Annotated in this window: 16 protein-coding genes (1 of these 16 only partly in view); 3 read left to right on the top strand and 13 right to left on the bottom strand. The window is 61.7% G+C overall.

Annotation, left to right across the window (positions count from 1 at the left end):
• The 9 genes from msrQ to mrcB form a co-directional block, all read right to left on the bottom strand.
• A protein-coding gene (gene msrQ / locus C4Q26_RS07980) for a protein-methionine-sulfoxide reductase heme-binding subunit MsrQ (RefSeq protein ID WP_023378665.1) crosses the window boundary here: on the bottom strand, positions 1-517 show its 5' portion. Its footprint begins 95 nt before the window's first position; only the first 517 of its 612 coding nucleotides appear in the window; its start codon is at positions 515-517; the stop codon falls past the left edge of the window.
• Positions 517-1,530 carry a protein-methionine-sulfoxide reductase catalytic subunit MsrP gene (msrP, locus tag C4Q26_RS07985; protein ID WP_023378664.1) on the bottom strand — a complete coding sequence of 338 codons (1,014 nt, stop codon included), beginning with the start codon at positions 1,528-1,530 and terminating at the stop codon, positions 517-519. The genes msrQ and msrP overlap by 1 nt, the downstream gene beginning before the upstream one ends.
• Positions 1,531-1,609: 79 nt before the next feature.
• The gene (gene pssA, locus C4Q26_RS07990) at positions 1,610-2,461 is read right to left on the bottom strand and encodes a CDP-diacylglycerol--serine O-phosphatidyltransferase (protein ID WP_003250045.1); all 852 of its coding nucleotides are present in this window, start codon (positions 2,459-2,461) and stop codon (positions 1,610-1,612) included.
• Positions 2,462-2,611: 150 nt separating this feature from the next.
• Entirely contained in the window at positions 2,612-3,628 is a 1,017-nt protein-coding gene (gene ilvC / locus C4Q26_RS07995) for a ketol-acid reductoisomerase (RefSeq protein WP_023378663.1), read from the bottom strand.
• 56 nt (positions 3,629-3,684) lie between these two features.
• The gene (gene ilvN, locus C4Q26_RS08000; protein ID WP_003250040.1) at positions 3,685-4,176 is read right to left on the bottom strand and encodes an acetolactate synthase small subunit; all 492 of its coding nucleotides are present in this window, start codon (positions 4,174-4,176) and stop codon (positions 3,685-3,687) included.
• 1 nt (position 4,177) lies between these two features.
• Positions 4,178-5,902 (bottom strand): acetolactate synthase 3 large subunit, encoded by a 1,725-nt coding sequence (locus C4Q26_RS08005; RefSeq protein WP_023378662.1) that lies wholly within the window; start codon positions 5,900-5,902, stop codon positions 4,178-4,180.
• Positions 5,903-6,309: 407 nt separating this feature from the next.
• Positions 6,310-6,642, bottom strand: a complete 333-nt coding sequence (locus C4Q26_RS08010; RefSeq protein ID WP_023378661.1) for a YqcC family protein — start codon at positions 6,640-6,642, stop codon at positions 6,310-6,312.
• Positions 6,642-7,412, bottom strand: coding sequence for a M48 family metallopeptidase (locus tag C4Q26_RS08015; protein ID WP_027908030.1), 771 nt, complete (start codon positions 7,410-7,412; stop codon positions 6,642-6,644). Before C4Q26_RS08015 ends, C4Q26_RS08010 begins: the two co-directional genes overlap by 1 nt.
• Positions 7,413-7,427: 15 nt before the next feature.
• The gene (gene mrcB / locus C4Q26_RS08020) at positions 7,428-9,749 is read right to left on the bottom strand and encodes a penicillin-binding protein 1B (protein WP_023378659.1); all 2,322 of its coding nucleotides are present in this window, start codon (positions 9,747-9,749) and stop codon (positions 7,428-7,430) included.
• A gap of 116 nt (positions 9,750-9,865) precedes the next feature.
• On the opposite strand from mrcB, the gene C4Q26_RS08025 reads away from it, so the two are divergent.
• From C4Q26_RS08025 to C4Q26_RS08035, 3 genes are all read left to right on the top strand, one after another.
• Positions 9,866-11,428 (top strand): bifunctional aminoglycoside phosphotransferase/ATP-binding protein, encoded by a 1,563-nt coding sequence (locus tag C4Q26_RS08025; RefSeq protein ID WP_104882959.1) that lies wholly within the window; start codon positions 9,866-9,868, stop codon positions 11,426-11,428.
• A gap of 98 nt (positions 11,429-11,526) precedes the next feature.
• Positions 11,527-11,874 carry a pentapeptide repeat-containing protein gene (locus tag C4Q26_RS08030; protein WP_023378657.1) on the top strand — a complete coding sequence of 116 codons (348 nt, stop codon included), beginning with the start codon at positions 11,527-11,529 and terminating at the stop codon, positions 11,872-11,874.
• Between the two features lie 154 nt (positions 11,875-12,028).
• Positions 12,029-12,307 (top strand): TfoX/Sxy family protein, encoded by a 279-nt coding sequence (locus tag C4Q26_RS08035; RefSeq protein WP_023378656.1) that lies wholly within the window; start codon positions 12,029-12,031, stop codon positions 12,305-12,307.
• A 193-nt stretch (positions 12,308-12,500) separates the two neighbouring features.
• Here C4Q26_RS08035 and C4Q26_RS08040 read toward each other — a convergent pair whose 3' ends face one another.
• The 4 genes from C4Q26_RS08040 to C4Q26_RS08055 are packed head-to-tail and all read right to left on the bottom strand — an operon-like array spanning position 12,501 to position 16,086.
• Complete coding sequence (locus C4Q26_RS08040; protein ID WP_104882960.1) at positions 12,501-13,388, bottom strand: ChaN family lipoprotein; 888 nt, start codon at positions 13,386-13,388, stop codon at positions 12,501-12,503.
• A gap of 12 nt (positions 13,389-13,400) precedes the next feature.
• Positions 13,401-14,168 (bottom strand): heme ABC transporter ATP-binding protein, encoded by a 768-nt coding sequence (locus tag C4Q26_RS08045; RefSeq protein ID WP_104882179.1) that lies wholly within the window; start codon positions 14,166-14,168, stop codon positions 13,401-13,403.
• A complete protein-coding gene (locus C4Q26_RS08050) occupies positions 14,168-15,151 on the bottom strand; it encodes an iron ABC transporter permease (protein WP_177429858.1) in 984 nt (327 codons plus the stop codon). Before C4Q26_RS08050 ends, C4Q26_RS08045 begins: the two co-directional genes overlap by 1 nt.
• 50 nt (positions 15,152-15,201) lie before the next feature.
• Positions 15,202-16,086, bottom strand: a complete 885-nt coding sequence (locus C4Q26_RS08055) for a hemin ABC transporter substrate-binding protein (RefSeq protein WP_104882181.1) — start codon at positions 16,084-16,086, stop codon at positions 15,202-15,204.
• Between the last annotated feature and the right edge of the window lie 18 nt (positions 16,087-16,104).

The following is a 16,104-nucleotide window of genomic DNA, read 5'->3' on the forward strand; positions in this document are numbered from 1 at the left end:
AGATGGCCCACTCCCTGAGGTCGGAACGCACGATCCAAAGGAAATGCAACAACCCCAACCCAAGAATCACATACACCAACCTGTGCAGCTTCTTCCAGCGTGCCCCAAGCCGCCGCTGGCTGTAACGGTTCGAGGTGACCGCCAACACCAGCAAGCCAAGAAACCCGAGCGCTCCCACGATAATGTAAGGCCGCTTACGCAGCTCCACCGCCAACTGCGCCCAATCCAGCCCGAGGATAAAGAACAGGTAGGCCAGGATGTGCAGCACGATATAGGCGAACACCCACAACCCCAGCTGCCGCCGAATCACGACCCAGCCCGACCACCCCGATAACTTCTGCAGCGGGGTCATGCCCAGGGTGACCAGCAGGAAGGTCAGCGCCCCGAGCCCCAGGCGATCCATCATGATCTTGCCCGGATCCGGCCCAAGCAGATTCATCGCGGCCTCATACAGCCACCACACCGGAAACAGGCAGCCCACAACGAAAATGGCCAGTCGCAACCAGGGATAACGCATCAATAGTTCTTCCGCAGATCCAGCCCGGTATACAGCGACGCAACTTCGTCGGCGTAGCCATTGAACATCTGGGTTTCCCGCACGTTGGGACTGAACAACCCACTGGGCAGACGCCGCTCACGCGCCTGAGTCCAACGCGGATGGTCGACCGTCGGATTCACATTGGCATAGAAGCCATACTCATCCGGCGCCAACCCTTGCCATGTGGTGCCAGGCTGCTCGGCCACCAGGCTGATGCGCACGATCGACTTGATGCTCTTGAACCCATACTTCCAAGGCACCACCAGCCGCAAAGGGGCGCCATTCTGGTTAGGCAGTTCCCGGCCGTACATGCCAACCGCCAGGATCGTCAGCGGGTGCATCGCCTCGTCGAGGCGCAACCCCTCCCTGTAGGGCCAGTCGATCAGGGCAAAGCCTGAACGCTGCCCAGGCATATGCTCTGGATCGTTCAGGGTTTCGAAGCGCACATAACGCGCCTTCGAGGTCGGCTCGACCTGCTTAAGCAACTGCGCCAACGGAAAACCCAGCCAGGGGATGACCATCGACCAGGCCTCGACACAGCGCAATCGGTAAATACGCTCTTCGAGCTGATAGGGTTTGACGAAGTCTTCCAGCGCATACCGCCCCGGCTTGCCCACCTCACCATCGATCACCACGCTCCACGGCTCGGTCTTCAGGCTGCCACCATTGGCCGCCGGGTCGCCCTTGTCGGGCCCGAATTCATAGAAGTTGTTGTAGTGGGTCGCATCCTTGAAGGGCGTGATCGCCTCATCTTTGACCGTTACCGCCTGCCAGCGTGTAGCTGCAAGCTTCTCGGTGAACCAAGCCGGTGCGGCGCCGGCCTGCACATCGGCATAACGCGAGGCTTCAACCGCGCTGGCCCGGCCCGGCAATGCGCCCAGGGCGAGGCCAGCCAGGGAGCCACCCAGCAGGGTTCGACGGGAAAGGTATACGCCTTCGGGGGTGATCTCCGATGCCTTGCACTCGGAAGACTTGGGAAGCTTGATGAGCATGGTCGGCTCCATAGCACTGGATAGCGGATGTTCCAGTAAGACTATGGAGCCGGAGGGTTATTCCACCATTAAAAGAATGTCACGCTTTACGACGGCGCGCTTTCAACAGGAACTGGATTGGCCCCGAAGCCGCGTAAGCAAGGAAGATCAGCAGCAGGATGCGTGGCGGGTCGCTGAACACCACGGCGAACACCAGCACCACAGCAAGGATCGCCACGAACGGAACGCGTCCCTTGAGGTCCAGCTCCTTGAAGCTGTTGTACTTGATGTTGCTGACCATCAGCATGCCGGCAGCGGCTACCAGCAGCGCGACCAGAAACGACAGTTTCGAGCCCTGGATGCCGTAGTCGCTGAAAGCCCATACGGTACCGGCGACCACTCCGGCGGCAGCCGGACTGGCCAGGCCGATGAAGTAGCGTTTGTCAGCAGTGCCCACCTGGGTATTGAAACGCGCCAGGCGCAGCGCGGCGCCAGCGACGTAGATGAATGCGACCATCCAGCCGACCTTGCCCATGTCGCCCAGCGCCCAGCCGAACGCCAGCAACGCGGGTGCCACGCCAAAGGCAACCATGTCCGACAGCGAGTCGTACTCGGCGCCGAAGGCACTCTGGGTATTGGTCATGCGTGCCACTCGGCCATCGAGACCGTCAAGCACCATGGCAACGAAGATGGCGATGGCGGCAAAGGCAAAATACTTGCTCGCCTCCCGCGGGTCACCGGCACTGAGGGCGCTCTGTGCGCTCATCGAACTGATGATGGAATAGAAACCCGCGAACAGGTTGGCGGTGGTAAACAGGTTAGGCAACAGATAGATGCCGCGATGGCGCACCTTGCGCCCTTCGGCGTCATGCCCTTCTTCAACGTGCTCATCGACAGGTAGCAGGCTTTCGGCGTCGGAGGGCTTGTTCGGCTCTTCGGGACGTTCGCTCATGGAGGGTACCTTGCAACAGGATGGAAAATGTTCGACACGGGCCTGCAAAACAGGTTCTTACAGCAAGCCACTGGTCTGCTTTATACCAGAAGCTGACTGTCGGAACGAAAAAACGCGGCCGAAGCCGCGTTTTTCATCTTTCGATAAGACTTAGTTCTTGGTCTTGTCGACGATCTTGTTAGCCGAGATCCAAGGCATCATCGAGCGCAGTTGCTCACCGATGATCTCGATGCCGTGGGCAGCGTTGTTACGACGCTTGGCGGTCATCGATGGGTAGTTGGTGGCGCCTTCGGAGATGAACATCTTCGCGTATTCGCCGTCCTGGATGCGCTTCAGAGCGTTGCGCATGGCCTTGCGGGATTCTTCGTTGATGACTTCTGGGCCGGTGACGTACTCACCGTACTCGGCGTTGTTGGAGATCGAGTAGTTCATGTTGGCGATGCCGCCTTCGTACATGAGGTCAACGATCAGTTTCAGCTCGTGCAGGCACTCGAAGTAGGCCATTTCCGGCGCGTAGCCAGCTTCGACCAGGGTTTCGAAACCGGCTTTGACCAGTTCGACGGTACCGCCACACAGAACAGCCTGCTCACCGAACAGGTCGGTCTCGGTCTCGTCCTTGAAGGTGGTTTCGATGATGCCGGTACGGCCGCCACCAACGCCCGAAGCGTAGGACAGGGCAACGTTCTTGGCATTGCCGGAGGCGTCCTGGTAGATAGCGATCAGGTCAGGGATACCGCCGCCTTTGACGAACTCGGAACGAACGGTGTGGCCCGGAGCCTTCGGCGCGATCATGATCACGTCCAGGTCGGCACGAGGAACGACTTGGTTGTAGTGGATCGAGAAGCCGTGGGAGAAGGCCAGGGTGGCGCCCTTCTTGATGTTCGGTTCGATCTCGTTCTTGTACAGCTGGCCCTGGAACTCGTCCGGAGTCAGGATCATGACCAGGTCGGCAGCAGCGACGGCAGAGGCAACGTCGGTCACTTTCAGGCCATGGGCTTCTGCCTTGGCAACGGTGGCCGAACCTTTACGCAGACCGATGGTGACATCCACACCGGAGTCTTTCAGGTTGCACGCCTGAGCGTGGCCCTGGGAGCCGTAACCGATGATGGCGACTTTCTTACCCTGAATGATGGAAAGGTCGCAGTCTTTGTCGTAGAAAACTTTCATGGAAATACCCCTGGTTATATCTCGGCCCCCTGCGGAGCCATCGCTAATTTTTGAATTTAGATGCTGAGCACTTTGTCGCCACGGGCAATGCCGGTGACGCCACTGCGCACGGTTTCGAGAATCGATGCAGTGCCGATCGCCTGGATGAAGCTGTCCAGTTTGTCGCTGGTACCGCTCAGTTGCACGGTGTACACGCTGGCGGTGACGTCGACGATCTGGCCACGGAAGATATCCGTGGTGCGCTTGATCTCGGCGCGCTGGGCACCGGTGGCCTTGACCTTGACCAACATCAGCTCGCGCTCGATGTGAGCACTTTCCGACAGGTCGACCAATTTGACCACTTCGACCAGCTTGTTCAGGTTCTTGGTGATCTGTTCGATCACTTCGTCATGGCCAACGGTGGTCAGCGTCAGACGCGACAGGGTCGGGTCTTCGGTCGGCGCCACGGTCAGGCTTTCAATGTTGTAGTTGCGCTGGGAGAACAGGCCGACCACACGGGACAACGCACCGGGTTCGTTTTCCAGCAGCAGGGAGATGATGTGCCGCATATCAGGTACGCTCCGTCTTGCTCAGCCACATGTCACGCATCGAGCCATCCTTGATCTGCATCGGATAGACGTGCTCGGTACGGTCAACCGCGATGTCGATGAACACCAGGCGGTCCTTCATCGCGAAGGCTTCCTCCAGCTTCGGCTTGAGGTCCTTCAGGCTGGTGATGCGGATGCCCACATGGCCATAGGCCTCAGCCAGCTTGATGAAGTCAGGCAGCGACTCGACGTACGAATGCGAGTGACGACCGTTGTAGGACATGTCCTGCCATTGGCGGACCATGCCCAACACGCCGTTGTTCAGGTTGACGATCTTCACCGGCAGGCCGTACTGCATGCAGGTGGACAGTTCCTGAATGTTCATCTGGATACTGCCCTCGCCAGTGACGCAGGCCACGTCCTGATCCGGGAAGTTCAGCTTGATGCCCATGGCCGCCGGGAAACCGAAGCCCATGGTGCCAAGGCCACCAGAGTTGATCCAACGGTTCGGCTTGTTGAAGCGGTAGTACTGCGCCGCGAACATCTGGTGCTGACCTACGTCGGAGGTGACGAAGGCGTCGCCATGGGTCACTTCGCAGAGGGTCTCGATCACGGTCTGTGGCTTGATGACGCTGCCGTCGCCCTTGTCGTAAGGGAACAGGCCACGATCACCGCGCCATTCGTCGATCTGCTTCCACCAGGCATCCAACGCGGCCTTGTCAGGCTGCTCGCCGATTTCCTTGAGGATGGTGAGCATTTCGCTCAGCACGCTGTCGACTGGCCCCACGATCGGTACGTCAGCCTTGATCATCTTGGAGATCGACGCAGGGTCGATGTCGATGTGGATGATCTTGGCGTTGGGGCAGAACTTGGCCGGGCCATTGACCACACGGTCGTCGAAACGCGCACCAACCGCCAGGATCACGTCGGCATTGTGCATGGCCATGTTGGCGGTGAAGCTGCCGTGCATACCGAGCATGCCAAGGAACTGGCGATCGGTGCCCGGGAAGCCACCCAGCCCCATCAGGGTATTGGTGACAGGCAGGTTCAGCGACTTGGCGATTTCGGTCAGGGCTTCGGAGCCACCACCGAGGATGACGCCGCCACCGGAGTACACGATCGGGCGCTTGGCGGCGAGGATCATCTCGGCTGCCTTGCGGATCTGACCGGAGTGGCCGCGTACGGCTGGGCTGTAGGAGCGCAGCTTGACCTTTTTCGGGTAGACGTATTCGAACTTCTCGGCCGGGTTGGTCATATCTTTTGGAATGTCGACCACGACCGGGCCAGGACGGCCGGATTGCGCCAGGTAGAACGCTTTTTTCAGGACTTCAGGGATTTCCGAGGCATGCTTGACCATGAAGCTGTGCTTCACGATAGGCCGCGAGATCCCGATCATGTCGGTTTCCTGGAAGGCATCGGTACCCACCATGGTGCTAGGCACCTGGCCGGACAGGATGACCATCGGAATCGAGTCCATGTAGGCGGTGGCAATACCGGTAATGGCATTGGTCGCACCCGGGCCGGAAGTCACCAGCACCACACCGGCCTTGCCGGTGGCACGGGCGTAGCCGTCCGCCATATGGGTAGCAGCCTGCTCGTGACGAACCAGGATGTGCTCGACTTCCGGTTCCTTGAACAGTGCATCGTAAACATGAAGGAGAGCACCACCAGGGTACCCGTAGATGTGCTTAACGCCTTCGTCACGCAAGAAGCGGACGACCATCTCAGCGCCAGATAAAAGCTCCACGTTGTTCACCTCTAAAACGCCAGAATACCGCCCACATGGACGGGTCTTAATAGGTTTACTGCCAAGCAGAGCATGAGCGAACGTCAGCACTGACTGAGCAAGTATTGGGAGCTCCCCAGAGTGTTGCGGGGGTTTCCCACCCAGCGCGAGGTAACGCGTTGCGGGGTGTAACAGGTCGGCGCGGGTGTGCGCCTCATGATCTGCTTAGCGGGTCTGCTTCTGGCAGTCCCTCTACAGCGGAATCTGGATTCTTGTGATTTGGCGGCTACAAGTCAAGAAAAATTATTGCCAATTTTTCCTCAAGATGAATTCCTGCCACCACTAAAAACCGCCTCAGCAGCAGAAAAAATAAGATTTCCATAAAAAAGGGCCACAATCTGCGGCCCTTGAAGGAAAAAAAGAAGAAATCAGGCGGAAGGAGCGATCAATTGATCGAAAGCTGCCAAAAGGCGCCGCAGCTCACGACTTTGCTCCGGACGATCGACAAAGACGGTTTCGGCCATGACCAGGATGCCCGAGGCGTTGGGCAGCGGTTGGCCCCGCTCGATGATAAGCCTCATGCGGGGCAGGAAGATCCACTGCAGCCACTGCTCGAAGCTCAGCGTATCGACCGCAAATGGCACCGTGCTGGCCAGCGCCTGCTTGCTCGGCGAGGCGTCGCTCCACCAGCCTTGCACCTGCAGCTCACGCTCGATGAGCAGCAGGTGATCGGCGATGTCCAGGATCCGTTGTTCGACCATCAGGAGCTGACCCGAGCCTTTTGCCGCGCCAGTGCGGCACCGGCGCTATCGCCTTGCTTTTCGCGTGCCTGGGCGATGGTGTTCCACAGCTCGGCCTGCAGGCTCGGGCGGCCGTTGGCATAGCTCAGGCCACGACGCGCCAGTTGTTCGGCCTGAGCGGCATCCCCTTGGGACAAGCGTACCTGGGCCAGGCGGAACAGCACTTGCGGCTCGCGCGGGGCGATGCGCTGGGCACGCTCCAGGCTGGAAGCCGCGCCATTGAAGTCGCCACTGCCTTGCTGCTGCTGGGCGGTGGTGAGCAATGCCAGCACCGGGCCGTCCAACTGCTCATCGGCCGACAGGCCACCCGAGGCACCGCTGCGTGGAATACCGGTCGGGGCGCTGGTGGCGCTCGAACCGCCACTCATCGACGCGATGTCGAACGGCTCGTCGGCGATCGGATTGGGGTTGGTCGTGATCGGTGTGGTGCTGATTGGCGCAGTGCTGATCGGTGCCGCCCCGGTCGCGGCCGGGAACGTCTGGATTGGCGCGGAACCCGCGCCCTGTGGAATGACCACGGTCACCCCGGAGTCCTCGGGCAGCGTCTGTGCCTGAGAGGTGCCACCGCTCATGCCAACCGCCGAACGGTTGGCAGTGATGCGCTCGCTGTTGGACACGCGTGTGCTCGAGTCGACGACCGGGATATTGCCCCGCGGAACGCTGGAGCAACCCTGGAGCACAACCAGTGCCGTCACGGCAGGAAACCACCACTTTTTCACTTCACACCTCATCAATGCAGCCAGTGCTTAATTCATCCAGCCCTTGACCCAGTCCATGACCGACTCAACCGGATCCTGCTCACCGCCACAGGTCGCACCCGCGGGCGGTTCGCTCCCGCGAATATACGGCATCTGCACGGCTCCCGGACAGCTGCCATCGGAACCTTGCCCGCTGTACGGGTCGATCCAGGCCTGCACTACATTGTCCGGCTGCGGCATGTCCAACGGCAGCGGGTCGGCCTTGCGCATGAAGCTGGTCCATACCTGCAGGGCACCGGTGGCGCCAGTGAACGGTGTCTTGCCGTTATCGTCGCGGCCCAGCCAGACCACGGCCAGCAGGTCCTGGCTGAAGCCGGAGAACCAGCTGTCGCGCGAATCGTTACTGGTCCCGGTCTTGCCTGCCAGGGTCAGCGAACTTGGCAGCACGCTGTACACCGAACGACCGGTACCTTCACGCATCACTCGCTGCATGGCGTTCTGCACCAGGTAGATCGAGCCCGGATCGAAAGTCTGCTGGATCTGGAACGGGTAGCGCTTGAGCGGCTCGCCTTCGGCCGTCAGCACGCTGCGAATACCGCGCATCGGGGTATTGAAGCCACCATTGGCGATGGTCTGGTACATGGTCGCGACCTGCATCGGCGACATCCCACCGGCGCCCAGCAGCATCGATGGGAAGGCTGGCCAATCGACATTCACGCCCAGCCGCCCAATGGTCTTGATGACGTTCGGGACCCCCACTTCCAAGCCGATCTTGGCGGTCGACAGGTTGTAGGAGTTGGCCAGCCCCTGATACAGGTAGATGGTGCCATGGGGGCGGCGGTCGTAGTTCTGCGGACGCCATACCTGGCCGTCAGCGCCCTTGACCGAAAACGGCTCATCCTGCACGCGGCTGGTCAGGGTGTACTTGGTCGGTTGCTCCAGCGCGGTCAGGTAGACCGCTGGCTTGACCAGCGAACCAATCGGACGCACCGCATCGATGGCGCGGTTGAAGCCGGCGAAGCCCGACTGGCGGCTGCCGATCAGCGCCTGCACCTCACCGGTTTCCGGGTTGGTCACAACCATTGCCGACTCCACCTCATCAGCGCCCTTGCGCCCGGCCAGGCGCTTGAACGTCTCGCTCATGGCGCTCTCGGCCTTCATCTGCAGGATCGGGTCGAAGCTGGTGAAGATTCGCAGGCCTTCTTCGGTCAAGTCCTCATCGCGGTAGTCCTGGCGCAGCTGACGCTTGACCAGGTCGAGGAAGGCCGGGAACGAGCTGTCGGCCAGGCTGCCACGCTTGGTCACGCCCAAGGGCATTTTCTTGGCCGCTTCGGCGACTTCCTTGCTCACCACGTTCTGCTCGGCCAGCAGGTCGAGCACCAGGTTACGGCGAGTCAGCGCACGCTCCGGGTAACGGCGCGGGTTGTAGTAGGACGGCCCCTTGACCATACCCACCAGCAACGCGACCTGATGCAGCTTGAGTTCCGACAGCGGCTGGCTGAAGAAGAACTGGCTGGCCAGGCCGAAGCCATGCACGGCACGTTGACCGTCCTGGCCAACGAACACTTCGTTGAGGTAGGCCTCGAGAATTTCGCGCTTGTCGTAATGCAGCTCCAGCAGCACGGCCATCATCGCTTCGGTGAGCTTGCGGCTGAGACTGCGCTCGCTGGTCAGGTAGAAGTTCTTCACCAACTGCTGCGTCAGGGTACTGCCGCCCTGGCGCATGGAGCCGGATGACGTGTTGACCCACATGGCGCGGGCAATCGACTTGGGCGATACGCCGAAGTGGCTGTAGAAGTCGCGGTCTTCCACCGCCACCAAGGTTTCGAGCAGGTACGGCGGCACCTGGTCGATCTTGATCAGAATGCGGTCTTCGAGGTTCTTCGGATAGATACCGCCGATCATCAAAGGCTCCAGGCGCACCACATCGAGCTTGCCGCCGTTGGCGCCGGAGAGCCCCGCAACATAGTCACCGGAGAAACGCACGCGCACGAACTGGGCCGGCTCCATGCCCTCGTAGAACTGGAAGCCACGGGTATTGAGGTCGACGTTGTTACCATTGACCGCGGCCGCACCTGGGCCGTTGGCGGCGCTCTCGCGCCGATAGCCGAGCGCATCGAGTTCGGTGAGGAAGTCGTTCTTGCTCAGTTTCTGTCCGACGAACAGCTCCAGCGGCCGGGCATACACCTTGGCCGGGATGGTCCAGCGCTTGCCAGAGAACTTCTCCTGGACGACGGCATCGAGGTAAACCGCGAAGCCGGCGACGATCACAAGGCCAACCAGGCTGAGCTTCAAAGCCCAGCCCAGCCAGGCGCGGGAGCGGCCGGTCGGGCGTTTCTGAGGGGTGCGGGGGGATCGAGTTCGAGTCATGGCGGCGGATTATACGCACTTTGTAAAGGCTGGGCAGACGCCCTCTGGCGGTATGCAGGGACGGCACCATTGACCATAATGGCGCATTCGAATTCCCTGCCCCGGAAGGATTTCTCGTGAGCCAAGCCTTGATCAACGCCTTGCAGAACCCAGCCCTCTACCCTCACCCGGTGGATGGCTTCCAACTCATCGAGACGCATATCTCCTGGGTTCTGCTCACCGGCGAGTACGCCTACAAGGTCAAGAAACCGATGAACTTCGGCTTTCTCGACTTCACCAGCCTGGATAAGCGCCAGCATTTCTGTAACGAAGAGTTGCGTCTGAACCAGCGCCTGACCGACGGTCTCTACCTTGAGGTCCTGCCGATCACCGGTACTGCCGAGGCACCGCAAATCGGCGGCGAGGGCGAGGCTATCGAATACGTCCTGAAAATGCGCCAGTTCCCCCAGGGCCAAATGCTCAACACGCTGCAGGCCAACGGTGAACTGAATGCTGGCCATATCGACCAGATGGCCCGACAGATCGCCGAGTTCCACCTGCAGGCGCCAAAAGTGCCGGTCGACCACCCGCTGGGCACCCCGGACAGCGTCATGGCGCCGGTGGAGCAGAACTTCGAGCAGATCCGTCCGTTCCTCACCGACAAGGCCGACCTGCAACAACTGGACAACCTGCAAGCCTGGGCCCACAGCAGCTTCGAGCGCCTGCACAGCCTGTTGGAGCAACGCAAGGCCAAAGGCTTCATCCGTGAGTGCCATGGCGACATCCACCTGGGCAATGCCACCCTGATCGACGGCAAGGTGGTGATCTTCGACTGCATCGAGTTCAACGAGCCCTTCCGCCTGACCGATGTCTACGCCGACGTCGGCTTCCTGGCCATGGACCTGGAAGACCGTGGCCTCAAGTGTCTGTCGCGCCGCTTCATCAGCCAGTACCTGGAGCTCACCGGCGACTACGAGGGCCTGGAGCTGCTCAACTTCTACAAGGCCTATCGTGCCCTGGTACGCGCCAAGGTTGCGCTGTTCAGCCTGCCGGCAGACGCCGACGGCGTACAACGCGCCACCACCCTGCGTACCTACCGTAACTACGCCAACCTGGCGGAAAGCTACAGCGCCATCCCCTCGCGCCTTCTGGCCATCACCCACGGTGTTTCGGCCGTGGGCAAAAGCCATGTCGCCATGCGCATGGTCGAAGCCCTGGGGGCCATCCGCGTGCGTTCGGACGTAGAGCGCAAACGCCTGTTCGGTGAGCAGCAAGCGGCAAACGCCGGGCAGCAGAACACCGGCATCTACGACCAGAACGCCAGCGCCGCCACCTACCAGCGCCTGCACGAGCTGGCGGCGACCATCCTGCGCGCCGGGTTCCCGGTAGTGCTCGATGCCACCTACCTCAAACGCGCACAGCGCCAGTCAGCGGCGGAAGTCGCCAATCACACCGGCGTGCCTTTCCTGATCCTCGACTGCCACGCCCCTGAGGCCGTCATCGCCAGCTGGCTGGAGCAGCGCCAGGCAGAAAACAGCGACCCTTCGGATGCCACCCTGGAGGTGATCAAGGCGCAGCAGGCCAGCCGTGAGCCTCCGGACGAGGAGGAACTCAAACACAGCACCCGCGTCGACACCCAGGACAGCGCCAGCATGAACCAGGTGATCGATCAGGTTCGCCAGCGTTTGCCAGGCCTCTGAGCCTAAAGGCGTGAAGCAGTCGACACTTCACGCCTGAAGTTCGGCGCCTCCACAGTGATGGCATTACAATATCATCACAATCATAAGGAGGCGCCGTCATGAACCAGCCCCGTCAACTGGACAATGCCCTGTACGCATTGGTCCGCGACGAGAACATCAGCGCATTCAATCGTGAAAGACCCGCCGTGGGGCTGATCGACTTTCGCGGCGGCGACTTCCGTGGCCTGGACCTGCGTGAGCTGGATGCGCGTGGCATCGACTTCACCGACGCGTACTTCCGCGCTGCCGACTTGCGCGGGCTGGACCTGCGTGACAATGGCCTGGAAGGGGCGAGCATCGCCCATGCCCAGATCTCCGGCACGTACTTCCCGCCGGAGCTGAGCGCGGACGAAATCCTCATGTCAGCCAAGTTCGGCACGCGCATGCGCTATCGACCGAAAGCCTGAATCATGGCTGGGGCTGCCCGACAGCCCCACCTCTCGGGCATCTCGTCGGCCCCGATGGCAAAAGGCCGCGCATTTGCGAACCCCCGCTACACTCCTTTCTGACCTGCTCGCGATTTATCCCCCAAGACCCGTTCAGCCATCGCAAGGAGGCTAGATGAACGATGAATTGCAGCATCTGAAGAATCTTGGCAAGACCTCTGCGCAGTGGTTGCACGCGGCGGGTATACACAGTGCGTCGGACCTGCGTCGTCTCGGTGCCGTGGGTGCGTACCAAGCCGTCAAAACGCGGGGATTCCGGGCATCGAAGGTGCTGTTGTACGCCATTGAAGGCGCGCTCCTGGACATGCACTGGAACGATTTGCCGGCCGAACGCAAGGAAGCACTCAACCAACAACTGGATGCGAAATGCCTTACGCAAAAAAATGCGAAATGAACGCACAAAGGGGATTGACGATTAAATGAGAATCGTTATGATTATCACAACTGGTCGCGAGACTGGTTGGATAAGCTGAAAGCCCCTGGTTCGGACTCTCAGATTATCTCCTCATCAGGCTAATCACGGTTATTGACCCGGCAGTTTTGCCGGGTCTTTTTTTGCCTGGACGCTGACCGGCGCGCCGAAATCGTTACTGACGCAGCGTCGCGCAGTAATCCTGCTCGGGCAGGGCGGCGGTGTACCACACGTAATCGGCCATGCCAGCTTCCACAGTCTGACCCACCTCGGCCAAGATCAACACCTTGGTCTCCCCTTTCGCCTCCAGGTCGGCCAAATGCAGTGGCACGCCCAGGTCCTTGCGCGCGTGATAGGCCCCGGTCAGCAACATTGCAGGCTGCGGCGCATCGTTGAGTCGTTCGGCGATTCGCCGGTCACGCTGCTGCTGAACGGCCAGCATCGCCGGCAGTTGGCTTTCCGGCAACAGACCACAGTGTCCTTCCCGTACCTGCTTGAGCAATGCCGCTTTCACTGCCGGGCTGTTGGAGAGTGTGCCGGGCAATGGCGGCGGCTGGCGATAGGCCTGACGCATCTGCTCGGGTGAAAGGTTGGCCGCCAGCAAGGGGACATGCCCCTGCAAGGCCTCCCGCACGATCGGCCCATACAATGGCCAATCCCAGCCGTCATCCCAGGCCAGAGCCTTGGGCAGGTCCTGAGGCAACTGGGCTTGCTGCTGCACGGCATCGACCTGGGACTGCTGGTCCGGTTGCAGCATCTCCATCAACAGGCTGCCCTGGGGGCGCTGGGTCTGCACGGCACGCAGCAACCATAGCTGCAGGGCATGGTGGTCAGGGTTGTCATGCTTCTCGCCCACAATCACTCGTGGCGCATCGGCCAGGCGCCGGACCAGTTGCTCAGGGCTGATCGACTGACCGCTGGTCAGGTCGCGAATCTGCCCCAACCGCGCACTGTCACGCCCTTCACTGCTTTGCCAGGCCGGTAGCGTCGGCAAGCTCGCCTGGCACCCGCCCAAGGCCAGCCCCAGACCCAGCGAAACAGCAGACAGCCATGGATGACGCATGCACAGAGCCTCCTAGCGAGTGATGATCAACGGGTGGCCACGCTCTGGGTGCTCCTGCACCAGAACATCGATGCCAAATACCGCCTTGAGCGCCCGAGGCGTCAAGACCGCCTGCGGCTCAGCAAGCGCATGACAGCGCCCCTGCTCCAGCAGCAGGATGCGATCACAGTAACGCGCCGCCAGGTTCAGGTCATGCAGGATCACCAGCACCGCCGCACCACGGTCGGCAAAGCTTCGCACAACCTGCAACGTGGTGTGCTGGTGCAGAGGGTCGAGCATCGAGGTTGGTTCGTCGAGCAGCAACGTGGCCCCCACTTCGCCTGGCCATAGCTGGGCCAGGACCCGCGCCAGGTGAACCCGCTGACGCTCGCCGCCGGACAGCGCCAGGTAGCTGCGCTCGACCAGATGCCAGGCATCCGCTGCCTGCAACGCCGCCTCGACGATCTCTCGATCACGTTGCCGGCCGGTGTCATGAGGCAGACGCCCCATGCCGACCACCTCGTCCACACGAAAGGCGAACCCCAGGCTGGACACCTGTGGCAGCACCGCCAGGCGTCGTGCCCGCGCCTGCCCTGGCCAGTCGGCCAATGCCCGCCCCTGCAACCTCACCTGGCCCTCGCTGGGCGCCAGCTCGCCGCACAGCACACCCAACAGACTGCTTTTGCCCGCACCGTTCGGACCGAGCACGCCCAGCACCTGGCCTGGCTGCAACTGAAGGTGGAGGCCGTGCAGCACCTCGTTGCTTCCCCGCCGCAAGTGCAGGCCCTCGACTGAAAGCATCAGTTGCGCCCCCGTACCAGCAAGAACAGAAAGAACGGCGCACCAATGAACGCGGTAACGATCCCAATCGGCAACTCGGCTGGGGCCAGGGCCAGGCGCGCAACCAAATCGGCAAACAACAGCAACGCGCCGCCTGCCAGCAGCGAGGCCGGCAGCAATACCCGATGATCCGGGCCAGCCAGCAGCCGCACCCAGTGCGGCACCACCAGACCGACGAAGCCGATCAGGCCGGCTGCCGCCACCGCCGAACCTACGCCCAGCGCCGTGCAAAGCACCAGTTCGCGCTTAAGCCGCTCCACATCGACTCCCAGGTGACGGGCCTCCGATTCACCCAGCAGCAAGGCATTTAGCGCCTGCGCCCGACGCGGCAGCCAGATCGCCACGGCCAGCGTGACCAGAAGCACTGGCCATGAACGCTCGTAACTGGCGCCATTGAGGCTGCCCAGGTTCCAGAATGTCAGTGTACGCAGCGTGGCGTCATCGGCCAGATAGGTGAACAACCCCACCGCCGAGCCGCCTAAAGCGGTCATGGCGATGCCGGCCAGGAGCATGGTGGCGACATGGGTCTGGCCATCGCGCCGGCCCAGGCGATACACCAGCGCGGTCACACCGAGCCCACCGACGAATGCACAAGCCGACAGCAGGTACGGTGCCAGCGCTTCTGGCAAACCTCCAAGCCAGCTCCCCGCCACGATCGCCACTGCCGCGCCAAGCGCCGCGCCGCTCGCCACGCCCACCAGCCCCGGGTCAGCCAACGGGTTACGAAACAGCGCTTGCATGGCAACCCCGGACAGCGCCAGCACCGCTCCGACGGCAAGGCCTAGCAAGGTGCGCGGAACGCGGATCTGGCCAAGAATCATCTGCGCCTGCTCGAGGCCATCACCTCCAACGGGCAGCCCGAGCAAGCGCAGCCCCGCGCGCAGGGTATCGAACAATGGCAAGCTGACCGGCCCTAGTGCCAGCGACAGCCAGACCGCCAGCAGACACAGAAGGCCCAAACCCAGGCACACGCTGCGCGGCGCGATCCGCTGCTTCATTGAGTGGGACGTGCCTTGGCATTGGGATAGAAGCTTTCCGCCAACCCTTGCAGGGTGGCCGGCAAGCGTGGGCCAAGGCCACCCACCAACAGGGTCGGGTCCAGCGCAACCAGGCGCTGCTCACGCACCGCGCGTGATACGGCCAGTGCCGGGTTTTCCTTGAGCAATGCTTGCAAGGCCTGCTCGCCCACAAGGGCACGGTCGGAGAACACCACGACATCCGGGTCCAGCGCAGCCAACGCTTCGACGGAGAAATGCTTGTAGCCTGGGTGTTCGGCGAGGTTACGCCCACCAGCCTGACGCACTACCCAATCGCCCGCCGTGCCTTGCCCGGCAATCAACGGTTTGGCTCCCGCATGGCCGACCAGCAGCAATACGCCCGGCGCCTTCTGGCCTGCCTGGGCCTGTCTGACCCTTGCCGATAGCGCTTCCAGTTGCTGGTGGTAGCCCGCAGCCAGCTCCGAAGCCTTCTGCTGCACCCCCAACAATTTGCCCAGCTGCTTGAGGTTTTCATCCACGGCAGCCAGCTCGGCCTTGCTGGACAACAGCTCGACCTGCACACCGGCCTTGCGAATCTGCGCCAACACCGGCGGCGGCCCCATTTCCTCGGTCCCAACCAGTACATCCGGGCGCAAACTGAGAATGCCCTCGGCCGACAGCTGCCGTTGATACCCGATGCTTGGTAATGCCTTCAGCGACTCAGGATGCTGGCTGGTGGTATCGACACCAACCAGCCGCTGCTCGCCACCCAGCAGGCTGATCCATTCGCTCAGGGAGCCCCCAGCACTGACCCAGCGTTGCGGCGAGTCGGTGGCCAGGGCCTGGGTTGAAAGCACCAGGCCCACGCACAGGGCGACATGGGCAGCGATACGGCGCATCATCGGATTCCTCCTGAAGGC

Origin of the sequence: Pseudomonas sp. SWI44 (assembly GCF_002947915.1) — a bacterium.
In the GTDB taxonomy this organism is placed as follows: domain Bacteria; phylum Pseudomonadota; class Gammaproteobacteria; order Pseudomonadales; family Pseudomonadaceae; genus Aquipseudomonas; species Aquipseudomonas taiwanensis.

Bases quoted from the DNA above. Each gene is read 5' to 3' on its own strand.
- C4Q26_RS08040 (WP_104882960.1), bottom strand. From the start codon at position 13,388: ATGCGTCATCCATGGCTGTCTGCTGTTTCGCTGGGTCTGGGGCTGGCC.
- C4Q26_RS08030 (WP_023378657.1), top strand. From the start codon at position 11,527: ATGAACCAGCCCCGTCAACTGGACAATGCCCTGTACGCATTGGTCCGC.
- C4Q26_RS08055 (WP_104882181.1), bottom strand. From the start codon at position 16,086: ATGATGCGCCGTATCGCTGCCCATGTCGCCCTGTGCGTGGGCCTGGTG.
- C4Q26_RS08015 (WP_027908030.1), bottom strand. From the start codon at position 7,412: ATGAGGTGTGAAGTGAAAAAGTGGTGGTTTCCTGCCGTGACGGCACTG.
- pssA (WP_003250045.1), bottom strand. From the start codon at position 2,461: ATGAGCGAACGTCCCGAAGAGCCGAACAAGCCCTCCGACGCCGAAAGC.
- mrcB (WP_023378659.1), bottom strand. From the start codon at position 9,749: ATGACTCGAACTCGATCCCCCCGCACCCCTCAGAAACGCCCGACCGGC.
- msrP (WP_023378664.1), bottom strand. From the start codon at position 1,530: ATGCTCATCAAGCTTCCCAAGTCTTCCGAGTGCAAGGCATCGGAGATC.
- C4Q26_RS08010 (WP_023378661.1), bottom strand. From the start codon at position 6,642: ATGGTCGAACAACGGATCCTGGACATCGCCGATCACCTGCTGCTCATC.
- C4Q26_RS08035 (WP_023378656.1), top strand. From the start codon at position 12,029: ATGAACGATGAATTGCAGCATCTGAAGAATCTTGGCAAGACCTCTGCG.
- C4Q26_RS08045 (WP_104882179.1), bottom strand. From the start codon at position 14,168: ATGCTTTCAGTCGAGGGCCTGCACTTGCGGCGGGGAAGCAACGAGGTG.
- ilvC (WP_023378663.1), bottom strand. From the start codon at position 3,628: ATGAAAGTTTTCTACGACAAAGACTGCGACCTTTCCATCATTCAGGGT.
- ilvN (WP_003250040.1), bottom strand. From the start codon at position 4,176: ATGCGGCACATCATCTCCCTGCTGCTGGAAAACGAACCCGGTGCGTTG.